The sequence below is a fragment of the Gottschalkia purinilytica genome (genome assembly GCF_001190785.1).
GTDB classification, from domain to species: domain Bacteria; phylum Bacillota; class Clostridia; order Tissierellales; family Gottschalkiaceae; genus Gottschalkia_A; species Gottschalkia_A purinilytica.
Map to the genome: position 1 here is coordinate 68,302 of NZ_LGSS01000014.1, position 11,056 is coordinate 79,357.

Sequence of the window (11,056 nt, forward strand, 5' to 3'; positions counted from 1 at the left end):
GAAGAAGTATAGTCGAAGGATTGGGAGGTAATACGAATGGAACAACTACTTTCATTTCTTCAAAACGAATTGAGTCATTTTGTTCAAGCAATAGCTGAAGTATTAAAAGTGGACGTGCAGATTATAGATTCTCAATATAATCGTGTTGCAGGAACAGGATATTGGAAGAACAAAGTAAATAAGAGTATAAAAGATCATGCTTATATTACTAAGAGAGTCTTTGAGACAGGAAAAAATGCAGTTATTCATAATCCTAGAGAGAATTTAATATGCAATGATTGCAATAAGAAAGATTATTGTACAGAAACAATGGAAATTTCAATACCTATAAGGCTTAGGGAAAGAATTATTGGTACTATAGAATGTGTATGTATCAATGAAGAACAGAAAGAACATATAGTAAATAACGAAACCACATATATAGTATTCATTGAACAGATGGCAAAATTATTAGAATCAAGAGTAATTGAAGAAATGGAAAAGAGAAAGAAGTTAAAGGTCTTGAATTTATTAGATAATGTTTTAAATAAACTCAACGAAGGTGTTATAGTAATAGATAACCACTATAATATTGTGAACTCTAACAATTATGCAAAAAAAATACTAAAGATTGACACTAATTTAAGTAAGAAGATAAGCATTAAGGAAACTGAAAATATGATATTGAAACTTCAGGAATACAAGATTAAATATAATGATAATATATTTACGGTAGTTGGAGAAAGATATGATGTTAATTATGGTAATGAAGAAATTAATGAAGTAATTGTTTTTACGTCTAAAGAAACTCTTAAGGAACAATTTTTAGAGCTATCAGGTTCTAAGCATAATATTGGGATGGACAAGATTGTTGGGAATTCACACGTAGTAAAAGAATTAAAGAAAAAAATTAATACTATTGCTTTATCAGATTCAACAGTATTGATAACAGGTGAAAGTGGAACAGGAAAAGAGTTAGTGGCCAGAGCCCTTCATAATGAAAGTGATCGTGCTAACCAACCTTTTGTTGCTGTCAATTGTGCTGCTATACCTGATACATTATTGGAAAGTGAACTTTTTGGATACAGCAAAGGAGCATTTACAGGAGCTAACCCCAAGGGCAAAATCGGGAAAATAGAGTTGGCAGATGGAGGAACATTATTTTTAGATGAAATTGGTGATATGCCTTTATATATGCAGGCTAAAATTCTTAGGGTGCTTGAAGATAAAAGTATAGTTAAACTTGGAGATATTGAAGAGAAATTACTTGATATTAGAATTGTAGCAGCTACGAATAAAAACTTAGAAGAAATGATTAGAGAAAATGCATTTAGATCAGATTTGTATTACAGATTAAATGTTATTCCACTAAACATTAAGCCATTAAGAGAGCGAAAAGAAGATATCAAAACTTTGTTCTCTTATTTTCTAGAAAAGTATGGAATTATCTTCGATAAGAAAGTTACAGCTGTTTCTGAAGATATTTGGAAATACTTATGTGCATATGAGTGGCCAGGCAATATACGTGAGTTAGAAAATTCAGCAGAGTATGTCATGAATATGTTAAAAAGCAATGAAATCATTTCCATTAAACATCTACCTAATAGAATAATAATTAGCAAGAAATCTGAAACAGAGATAAAAACTACTTTAGACGATGTAGAACGACAATTAATTAAAGAATATTTAAATGTTTATGGCTTGAGTGTAGAAGGTAAGGAAAAAGTAGCTGATAAATTAGGCATTAGTATAGCTACTTTGTATAGAAAAATTAAAAAATATAATATATAGCACAGATAAATTATCAAAAATGATAAATTTATCAAAACTGATAATTTGTTCATTATAATGAAAAACATCTTTTGCAGGATATTTAATAAATAATAATTCTCAATAATGATAAAGTTTTAAAAATTAAAATGGACTTAACTTCTTTTAAAATAGCATGAAATGAGGTTTTATATGAAATCTATATGTTGGCATGATAATTGCATATTAATTATGACGTAGCTAATTTTATAATTAAAGGAGAGATAATATGTCAGTAAAAGAAGTATTATTATTGGGTAATGAAAATCTATATAGAGTATCTGAAGAAGTAAAATATGAAGAAATTGAAGATGTTAAGAATATTGTTGAAGATTTACATGATACTTTAATAGATTTTAGAAAAAAATATAAAGCTGGAAGAGCAATAGCTGCTCCTCAAATTGAGTATTATAAACGAATTATATACATGAACATCAATGGTCTCCAGAAAATATTTATTAACCCGAAATTAGAGTTTTTAGATGATGAAATGATAGAAGTATGGGATGATTGTATGTGTTTCCCAAACTTACTCGTAAAAGTAAAGAGGTATAATCGATGTAAGATATATTATAAAGATTTGGATTGGAAAGATCATGTAATGGAAGTAGAAGGAGATCTAGCTGAATTGATCCAACATGAATATGATCATTTAGATGGAGTGTTAGCTGTTTCAAGGGTCATAGATGATCATTCTTTTAAAATCAAAACAATGGAAACTAAATTACCAAGAAAAATTGGAATATTAGGTGGTATCAGTCATGAGTCAACTATAAAGTATTATGAGCTTATATTAAAGAAATATTATGAGCTTAGAGGAGATTATTATTATCCAGAAATAATTATATATAGTTTAGATTTTCAAAAATTCACTGATTTTGAGGATAATGGAGATAAAGAAGGTTATGTTAATTATATAATGGAAGGTATACATTCTCTAGAAAAGAGTGGGGCGGATTTTATTATCATGTCTGCTAATTCACCACATTCAGTATATGATGAAGTAAAGAATCTTACTGCATTGCCTATGATTAGCATTGTAGAAGCTGTTGGAGAAAGGGCAAAAGAAAAAGGGCTGAAAAAGATTTTGTTGTTGGGTATAAAGTACACAATGGAAAATGGTTTTTATGAAAATTATCTAAAACAGTTTGGGATAGATGTAATTATTCCATCTGAAGAGGAAAGGATATTGATTAATGATATTATTTTTGATGAGTTGACCATAGGTGTATTTCATAATAATAGTAAAGAAAAACTTATTAATATTATTAAAAAGTATGATGTAGATGGTGTGATTCTGGGATGTACAGAATTACCATTAATTATTAATGAGGATGATCTTGAAATAGAGGTTTTAAATACTGTAGAACTTCATGTGAATAAAGCGTTAATGTATTCTCTTCGAATGGAATAAGAGCATATAAAAGTTGAAACATTGATAAATCATTTAAAGCTAAAGCCACAAAATATATAGAAGTATTTTGTGGCTTTAAATTATTTGACGAAAATCATATCTCCATGAGTTATTTCTTTTAAAACTTTTGGAGTTAGTTTAAAGACTGCATGTGGTGTTCCGGCAGCAGCCCATATTTCTTCATATTGCATTAAATCTTCATCAATTATAGTGGTGACAGGAGTTTTATGTCCAATTGGAGGTATTCCTCCTATTACAAATCCTGTATGTTCAAGCACAAAATCTGCATCTGCTTTTTCTAGTTTTTCTCCTATATGGTTCTTAACTGTTTTTTCATTTACTCTATTTGTACCACTTGCTACAATTAATATAGGTTTTTGAGAAGTTTTCCCTTTAAAAATCAAAGACTTAGCTATTTGACCTATACTACAACCTATTGTGTTTGTTGCTTCTTGTGCAGTACGAGTAGAATCGGATAGTTCAACTACATTAAGTTCAAACCCAAATTCATTAAGTACTGATTGAACCTTTTTGGCGCTTTTACTTAAATTAGATGACATGATCTTTTTCCGTTGCCAAAACCTTATAAAACTCTATAAGTTTGTTTAATTCCCTGTTCAACCTATCCCATTTTGGTATAAACCTACTTTGGTTTGATATGATAGTCCAAGGGCTTAAATTCCGATACAACGCATCGTACATATACAAGTTTACTTTTTAGTGTAATATCTTGTATTTACTAAATTGGCTTGGTTCTCGCTAACTACTTACGCAAGTAGTTTTATTTATACACTAACACCCTCATGGTTCTACCCAATGGTTATATCACTTTCGCAATATACGGGATTCACAATAGCTAATAATATTGTATCATAAATTTAGTAATTAGTTCTTTATAAAAATTATATATTTTCTTATAAAGTTTATAAATGATTTCGCAACAGTTCACCTCCTCCTTATATTTGTATAGTTCTTATAATATTCTTAATTATGAAATAGTATAAAAAGGATAAAAATAGTATTGTATAATATATTATATATAAGTATGTTATAACATACAATATGTTGGAGGAAATAAGTATGAAAGATTTTACTTTAATTATAGGGAAAAATTTAAATAATATTAGAAAGCAGAAAAAATTAAGTCTTGATAAGGTGGCAGAACTTACCGGCGTTAGTAAAGCTATGCTAGCACAAATTGAAAAAGGTGCTTCTAATCCAACAGTGACAACTTTATGGAAAATCGCCACTGGGTTAAATGTTTCGTTTTCTTATTTTATGGAAGAAGAAGAAAGTGATATATTTTATATCTCACATCATGATATTAAACCTATAATAGAGGACGAAGAAAAGATGAAGGTGTACCCTCTTTTTCCATACGATAGTAAAAGAAGATTTGAAATATTTACTATAGAATTAGAACCAGGCTGTAATCACCAATCATCGCCACACAATGATGGTACAGAAGAATATATTATTGTTACAGAAGGGGAAATGGAGTTAGTTATAGAAAGCAATCATTATAAATTAGCATGTGGAGATGCTATTCGATATTTTGCAAATAAAGATCATTCATATAGAAATACTTCAGACAGAAAAGTAAGTTTTCAGCACATAATTTATTATTTTAAATAGTAGTGATTTAATAATAAAAGAAAGTTCAAGATTATACTCGTTAGATTTCAAATTTCTTTGTAATTAGTATATTACAAAAATGTGCATACTTTATTTATAGTTCACATTATAATTATGTATATATACGCTTTATAAAGTATTATAAAATTTAAGGAGATGTATAGCATGAATAATTTTTATGAAATTACTCCAGAGGAATTTGACAAAAGCCCTTTTAAAATTATAGGTGATGATTGGATGTTAGTTACAGCTAAAAAGGATGATAAGGTCAATACAATGACTGCATCTTGGGGTGGACTAGGTGTAATGTGGAAAAGAAATGTAGCTTACATAGTAGTTCGACCTCAACGTTTTACTAAGGAGTTTATTGATGAATCTGATACTTTTTCCCTTACTTTCTTTGATAAAAGTTTTAAAAAACAACTTGGATATCTTGGAACTGTTTCTGGAAGAGATGAGGATAAGATTTCAAAAAGTAATTTGTCAGTAATTTATTTTAACGATACACCTTATTTCAATGAAGCTAATTTAGCTATTATATGTAAAAAACTATATGCCCAAGAATATGATCCTAAATGTTTTATTGATAAAAGCATAGAGGAATTATATCCAGAAAAAGATTATCATACTTTATATATTGGGGAAGTAACAAAAATTCTTGTGAAAGAATAGTAAAAAACCAAGTATTAACCTATGTTAGCACTTGGTTTCTTTATGGTTAAACTAATACATTAATAGGAAACTTTAATGTGATTTATACATTTGTGCTTAGAAAATATTAGTTGCAAATACACCATATTATTTTATAGATTTCAAACATAAAGGAGGGTTAAAAATGAGTAAGAAACAAAGAATATTAAATGGAATTTTAATGGCGTTTTGCATGTCATTTGCTATGACTCTTATTAATTTAGGTATGAGTGATATATTTTTTAAAGCATGGATGAAAAGTTGGGTGATTGGATTAATTGTAACCTTGCCAATTTCATTTATATTTCCTCCAATCATAGGTAAATTAGTTATGAAAATAAAAATATAATAATTATTTTTATTGTTAAATATATTTTGCATAAAACGAGATTTTTAAGAACTCCTTTTAATTTTTAATGTCTTCAAGTATTTTTAAATTGCTCATATAGATTTATCAGTTAAAAAACTATTTTGAATACTTATTACACAAATATTTATTGAGACTAAAAATAAAGTGCATTAAGAAGTGATTGACAAAATTTATATATTATTAAATTTCAATTATATGGGCATTATATTAAATATCAAATTTATTTATATTAAAAGGAGAAATATTATGAAAGTTAGTGCAAGAAATCAAATTCCAGGAAGGATTTTTAAAATTAACGAAGGAGCAGTAAACGCAATTGTAGAAATTAAAGTATCTGAAGATATTATAATTTCCTCAACTATTTCTATGGAGTCTATAAAAGAGCTTAATCTTAAAGTAGGAAGTCGAGCTTACGCAGTTATAAAATCTACATCTGTTATGATTGGAATAGAATAATAATCATTTCGTAAAAAAATGCCCTAGAAGGGCATTTTTATGCTTTTAAAAATACAGTGATAAATTTCATAAACAAGATTTTTTTACTTAGATTATTAATAGATATTAATTTATTTAGCAAATCTTACTCCCATTTCAAAGGCTTTTTTGCAGTCCTTTGGAAATTCTTCATCTCGTCTCTTTACTTTCTTTTTTTCATCAAATGCTGTTGAAACATATTTAGAATAGTCATCAAATTGATAAGTATCAGTAACAATTAATGTTTCTGATGATCCAAAAATATTTCTCATAAAATTTTCTGTAGTATTAAAATTTTGTCTGTAGCCAGCTTTATCTATATAATCATCAGTAATATTCATTGTATATATAAATCCTGTTGATATTTTCTTTTTAAAAAGAGATGGATAATTTTCCTCATATACAGTATAAGGGAACATCAAACGTTCCATAAAGGACCTAATTGCTCCTGTTGTATCACCAAAATAAATAGGAGAACCAAAAATAAGAGCGTCAACTTCCTTAATTTTGTTGAGAATTGATGTTAGATCATCATTCATTGCACACTTTCCATAACTTTTACCACCTATTCTTTTACAAGCAAAACAACTAATACAACCTTTGTAGTTAAGATCGTAAAGATTGATAAGTTCTGTTTCTGCACCTAGTGATGCTGCTCCTTCAAGTGATTTTTTCAAAAGAGTTGCGGTATTTCCATTTTTTCTTGGACTTCCGTTAATTGCTATTACCTTCATGAACTATATCCCCCCATTTATATAATGTAATTGACTTTACATTACAGAGTATATATTATTATAAAAAAAGAGTTAAGTATGCACTTATTTGTTATATACTAACTTAAAGGTAAGTAAAGGGGTATTCTATGAAAAGTTTTGATAGTAAATATGGAAGATGTCCTATGTATTATACTATATCTGTCCTTGAAGGAAAGTGGAAATGGATTATATTATGGGAAATATATAAGGCTGAAGTAATAAGATATAATAAATTAAAAGATACACTACAACCAATTGCGCATAAGACATTAAGTCAACAACTAAAAGAATTGGAAAGTAGTAAACTAATACATAGAGAACAGTATAATGAAATTCCACCTAAAATTGAATATTCACTGACTGAAGAAGGAAGGACACTGATACCAATATTAAATCTCATGTATCAATGGGGAGAAAAACATATGATTAGATAAGTTATTTCTAGTCTATACAAACTATATATTTTATGATAATATACTTCTATAATAGAAATAAAAAGTATTTTTAGTGAGAAAGATAAAGTTTATTGATACTATGAAGACTTTTGAAGATGTTTATGAAAAATATGAAAAAAGTAAGAATGAATATTTTTAATGATGACTATAAGAAGCTAAAGTATGACAAAACAAGAACAATATATGCTATATGATATTCGTAAGAAAAATACATAAAACAAATTTCAGAATAGCCTGTAAAGAGATACTATTATTAAAGAAATCTTTTAATAAAAATTAGCTTAAAATTTTAATTTTTTCAACAATATAGCTCTATTATAGAAATATATTGTTGAAAAATAAGATATTGATCAATAACAATAAAGAAGTATAAAAGATTGGGAGGATGTTTATGAGTAAATTAATATTTAGAGAATTTAAGATGACAGATTTTAAAGACTTATGCAACTTAATAGATAGCACTTGGAATCTTAATAGATTTATAGGAAATTCTGAAGATACAGAACTTGCTACAGAGATTTTTTTATTTACAAGTTTATATTCATCAACTTATACACAAGTGGTTGAAGAGGATGGTAAAGCTGTAGGGTTACTATTTGGTAGGATTGATAAAGAACTTAATTTTGTGAAAAAGTCAAAGTACGGCTTTATAATAATTGGAAAATTAATAAAATTTTTATTTAATAGAAATGAAAAATTATCACTATTTTATGAATTAATTAAAAGAGCAAGAGATCTTACTTATATACCAAGAAATTTGAAGAAGACGTTTGATGGAGAAGTAACGTTATTTGTTTTAGATTCTAGTTGCAGAGGAAAAGGGATTGGAAAATCTCTCATGAATAATTTTATAAATGTATGTAGAGATAAAAAACTAAATAAGATTTATGTGTTTACAGATACAGAATGTAATTATGGTTTTTATGAAGCGTATGATTTTAAAAGAATTAGGAAAAGAAATAATAAATATCCTATGAAAGATGGAGAGTTGAATACAGAAGACTATATGTATAGTTTAATGTTATAAAATATGCATTATTTTAATCTAAACTAGCAATAATTCTCTCATCTTCTATAAGTAGGAGATAAACTACCAAAACTTGACAGAAGGAAGTATTATGTTATAATGAGAGAATTAGACACAAATAATCGTTCCGTATTTTACATGTATTATTATCTTATATTTGCTGTGAAATATAGGAGGAAAGTAATAGATGATGAAATAAACAATAGACTCAAAGAGAAATTTAAGAATATACAAGGAAAATATAATATAAGTCTATAAGAATAGAAACATGACAGGGACTACGTACATATTATATTCAAAGTACATCCAAATACAGAAATATCTAAATTATAAATGTTCATAAAAATGAAAACAGTAGACTTATAAAAAAAGAATTTACTAAAATAAAAAACAGATATGGAAAGAATGTTTTTAGATTAAGAGTTTTTGTTTAATTACAACTGGTGAGGTGTCTGTCGATATAATAAAGAAACATATAGAAGGCCAAGGAATAAAATGAGGTAATATTGTACTAAAAGCCTATAAATATAGTGTTAAATTTTAGTGTATAAAATCTCAGATTATATGACTTAGTGTATAAACAAAAGGAGGATATTTATATGGCTGATAAGTATAATGAAGACGTTTATATAGATGATACGAGTAAAAATAAGAAAAGCAAAATTGATTTAGGAAAAGATAGTATTCTAAAAATATTTTTTTCATATGCTATCCCATCAATAATAGGGATGATTGCAATGACTTCAGCAGGAATTATAGATGGAATTTTTGTTGGGCAGCTTGTGGGAGCTAATGCTCTAGCTGCAATTAATCTAGCTATGCCAGTAATGAGCGTTTTTGCTGGAATTGGAGTTATGATTGCTATGGGAGGAGCCACTTTAGCAAATATTAGAAGAGGTGAAAAAAATGCTAGGGAAAGTAATAATTTATTCACTGTTACTATAGTATTAGTAATAGTGTTAGCAGCTATTGCTACTTTTTTTAGCACTTTATTTTCTGATAGTTTTGCTAGTTTGCTAGGGGCCCAGACTGATACCCATAGATTAGTATCTACTTATATTAGATATCTGTCTATATTTTTTATACCATTTTTAGGCGTATTTGTTTTAGATATGTTCTTAAGAAATGATGGATTTCCAGTGTTTCCAATAGCTTGTACTATTAGTGGATCAATTATTAATATAGTGTTGGACTATGTTTTAATTGCAAAATTTAATATGGGAATATCAGGAGCGGCTTTAGCAACAGGTATTTCTCAACTTGTTCCATTTATGATAATGAGTATATTTCTTTTAAGAAAATCTTCTTGGAAGATTGTAAAACCTCATTTTGATATAAAAGCAATTGGAGCAATGTTATTTAATGGTTCTTCTGAATTACTAAGTAATATATCAGCAGGAGTAAGCGGGTTTGTTTTTAATCTTATAATTATAAAGAATATAGGTACAATGGGAGTTGCAGCCTATAGTGTTGCTAACTATGCGGCAACAATTGCTATTGCAGTTTTCTTTGAAATTGCATCAGCTATTAATCCTGGTATTAGTTTTAACAGAGGAAGTGGAGATATTAAGAGAGTTCTATCTTTTAGACGAGTAGGGATTATGTTTAGTATGGCATGTGGAATCGTACTTTCTTTAGTTCTTATAATCTCTGGAAAAGGAATTGTATATATGTTTGTAGGAAATAATGCAGAAGTTACAGAACTTGCAATTCATATAATAAAATTTTATGCAATAGCTATGCTTTTAATGGGTGTTAATGTTGTTTCTTCAATGTATTATACAGCAATAAATCAACCATTAATATCAGCTGTAATTGCAGCTTCAAGAAGTTTAATATTTTTAATTATAGGAGTTGTTTTCTTGCCTATGATTATAGGTCAAAATGGTATATGGGGTTCTATAGTTTTTGCAGAAGTGATAACTTTAATTGTTACAATATATTTTTTTAAGAAGAAACCTTACTAATATGAGTAACTATTAGATAGAATTAGAATTTAATTATCATATTACTATAAATAATAAAATAAAAATGAAGTTAGAAAGATTAAGGATTTTATAAGAGAGAGGTTGATAACTTTTTTCTAAGGGGGATAATTGTTTATGAATAAAGCAATTATTGTTGGAGCAAGTAGTGGAATTGGAATGGAGCTTGCGAAAATTCTTTCTAATGAAAACTATATTGTAGGATTGGCATCAAGAAGAAGTGAATTGCTATTTAAACTACAATAAGGATTGTCTAATAAGTCATATGTTAAATGTATTTATATTTCTAAACCAAATGTCAATATAAAAACAACTACTAGTAATACTATTAAAAGAAAATAAAGATATAAAAGAAGGAGCTTTTGAAGTGCACCCCAAAAATTAGACATAAAATATAATTTTTGGGTGGAAATGGTATAATAAACTGGACACTAAGTTAAGAGAAAAAGGTGACAGTTTATGA

The 11,056-nt window shown here is 27.6% G+C and carries 12 protein-coding genes and 1 pseudogene; 11 read left to right on the forward strand and 2 right to left on the reverse strand.

Going from position 1 to position 11,056, the window contains the following annotated elements; translation table 11 throughout:
• Window positions 1-36: 36 nt before the first annotated feature.
• Complete coding sequence (locus tag CLPU_RS12880; RefSeq protein ID WP_050356084.1) at window positions 37-1,770, forward strand: sigma-54 interaction domain-containing protein; 1,734 nt, start codon at window positions 37-39, stop codon at window positions 1,768-1,770.
• A 247-nt stretch (window positions 1,771-2,017) separates the two neighbouring features.
• Entirely contained in the window at window positions 2,018-3,202 is a 1,185-nt protein-coding gene (locus CLPU_RS17725; RefSeq protein ID WP_082154228.1) for an amino acid racemase, read from the forward strand.
• A gap of 80 nt (window positions 3,203-3,282) precedes the next feature.
• Here the strand turns inward: CLPU_RS17725 and CLPU_RS12895 are convergent, their stop codons facing one another.
• Entirely contained in the window at window positions 3,283-3,762 is a 480-nt protein-coding gene (locus CLPU_RS12895) for a YbaK/EbsC family protein (protein WP_050356085.1), read from the reverse strand.
• A gap of 520 nt (window positions 3,763-4,282) precedes the next feature.
• Here CLPU_RS12895 and CLPU_RS12900 point away from each other — a divergent pair.
• From CLPU_RS12900 to CLPU_RS12915, 4 genes are all read left to right on the forward strand, one after another.
• Window positions 4,283-4,837 (forward strand): helix-turn-helix domain-containing protein, encoded by a 555-nt coding sequence (locus CLPU_RS12900; protein ID WP_050356086.1) that lies wholly within the window; start codon window positions 4,283-4,285, stop codon window positions 4,835-4,837.
• Between the two features lie 165 nt (window positions 4,838-5,002).
• Window positions 5,003-5,509, forward strand: coding sequence for a flavin reductase (locus CLPU_RS12905; RefSeq protein ID WP_050356087.1), 507 nt, complete (start codon window positions 5,003-5,005; stop codon window positions 5,507-5,509).
• 163 nt (window positions 5,510-5,672) lie between these two features.
• Window positions 5,673-5,876 carry a DUF2798 domain-containing protein gene (locus CLPU_RS12910; protein WP_050356088.1) on the forward strand — a complete coding sequence of 68 codons (204 nt, stop codon included), beginning with the start codon at window positions 5,673-5,675 and terminating at the stop codon, window positions 5,874-5,876.
• 267 nt (window positions 5,877-6,143) lie between these two features.
• Window positions 6,144-6,353, forward strand: a complete 210-nt coding sequence (locus CLPU_RS12915) for a TOBE domain-containing protein (RefSeq protein ID WP_050356089.1) — start codon at window positions 6,144-6,146, stop codon at window positions 6,351-6,353.
• A 110-nt stretch (window positions 6,354-6,463) separates the two neighbouring features.
• On the opposite strand, the gene CLPU_RS12920 is transcribed toward CLPU_RS12915, so the two are convergent.
• Window positions 6,464-7,105, reverse strand: a complete 642-nt coding sequence (locus CLPU_RS12920) for a flavodoxin family protein (protein WP_050356090.1) — start codon at window positions 7,103-7,105, stop codon at window positions 6,464-6,466.
• A gap of 128 nt (window positions 7,106-7,233) precedes the next feature.
• Between CLPU_RS12920 and CLPU_RS12925 the strand changes: the two genes are divergently transcribed.
• From CLPU_RS12925 to CLPU_RS18055, 5 genes and pseudogenes are all read left to right on the forward strand, one after another.
• Window positions 7,234-7,560, forward strand: a complete 327-nt coding sequence (locus CLPU_RS12925; RefSeq protein ID WP_050356091.1) for a winged helix-turn-helix transcriptional regulator — start codon at window positions 7,234-7,236, stop codon at window positions 7,558-7,560.
• 412 nt (window positions 7,561-7,972) lie between these two features.
• Window positions 7,973-8,608, forward strand: coding sequence for a GNAT family N-acetyltransferase (locus CLPU_RS12930; RefSeq protein WP_050356092.1), 636 nt, complete (start codon window positions 7,973-7,975; stop codon window positions 8,606-8,608).
• 99 nt (window positions 8,609-8,707) lie between these two features.
• A pseudogene (gene tnpA / locus CLPU_RS16785) lies at window positions 8,708-9,107 on the forward strand (IS200/IS605 family transposase).
• Between the two features lie 100 nt (window positions 9,108-9,207).
• Complete coding sequence (locus tag CLPU_RS12935; protein ID WP_050356093.1) at window positions 9,208-10,575, forward strand: MATE family efflux transporter; 1,368 nt, start codon at window positions 9,208-9,210, stop codon at window positions 10,573-10,575.
• 135 nt (window positions 10,576-10,710) lie between these two features.
• Window positions 10,711-10,839, forward strand: coding sequence for a hypothetical protein (locus CLPU_RS18055; RefSeq protein WP_268760472.1), 129 nt, complete (start codon window positions 10,711-10,713; stop codon window positions 10,837-10,839).
• Window positions 10,840-11,056 lie beyond the last annotated feature (217 nt).

Bases quoted from the DNA above. Each gene is read 5' to 3' on its own strand.
- CLPU_RS12880 (WP_050356084.1), top strand. From the start codon at position 37: ATGGAACAACTACTTTCATTTCTTCAAAACGAATTGAGTCATTTTGTT.
- CLPU_RS17725 (WP_082154228.1), top strand. From the start codon at position 2,018: ATGTCAGTAAAAGAAGTATTATTATTGGGTAATGAAAATCTATATAGA.
- CLPU_RS12895 (WP_050356085.1), bottom strand. From the start codon at position 3,762: ATGTCATCTAATTTAAGTAAAAGCGCCAAAAAGGTTCAATCAGTACTT.
- CLPU_RS12900 (WP_050356086.1), top strand. From the start codon at position 4,283: ATGAAAGATTTTACTTTAATTATAGGGAAAAATTTAAATAATATTAGA.
- CLPU_RS12905 (WP_050356087.1), top strand. From the start codon at position 5,003: ATGAATAATTTTTATGAAATTACTCCAGAGGAATTTGACAAAAGCCCT.
- CLPU_RS12910 (WP_050356088.1), top strand. From the start codon at position 5,673: ATGAGTAAGAAACAAAGAATATTAAATGGAATTTTAATGGCGTTTTGC.
- CLPU_RS12915 (WP_050356089.1), top strand. From the start codon at position 6,144: ATGAAAGTTAGTGCAAGAAATCAAATTCCAGGAAGGATTTTTAAAATT.
- CLPU_RS12920 (WP_050356090.1), bottom strand. From the start codon at position 7,105: ATGAAGGTAATAGCAATTAACGGAAGTCCAAGAAAAAATGGAAATACC.
- CLPU_RS12925 (WP_050356091.1), top strand. From the start codon at position 7,234: ATGAAAAGTTTTGATAGTAAATATGGAAGATGTCCTATGTATTATACT.
- CLPU_RS12930 (WP_050356092.1), top strand. From the start codon at position 7,973: ATGAGTAAATTAATATTTAGAGAATTTAAGATGACAGATTTTAAAGAC.
- CLPU_RS12935 (WP_050356093.1), top strand. From the start codon at position 9,208: ATGGCTGATAAGTATAATGAAGACGTTTATATAGATGATACGAGTAAA.
- CLPU_RS18055 (WP_268760472.1), top strand. From the start codon at position 10,711: ATGAATAAAGCAATTATTGTTGGAGCAAGTAGTGGAATTGGAATGGAG.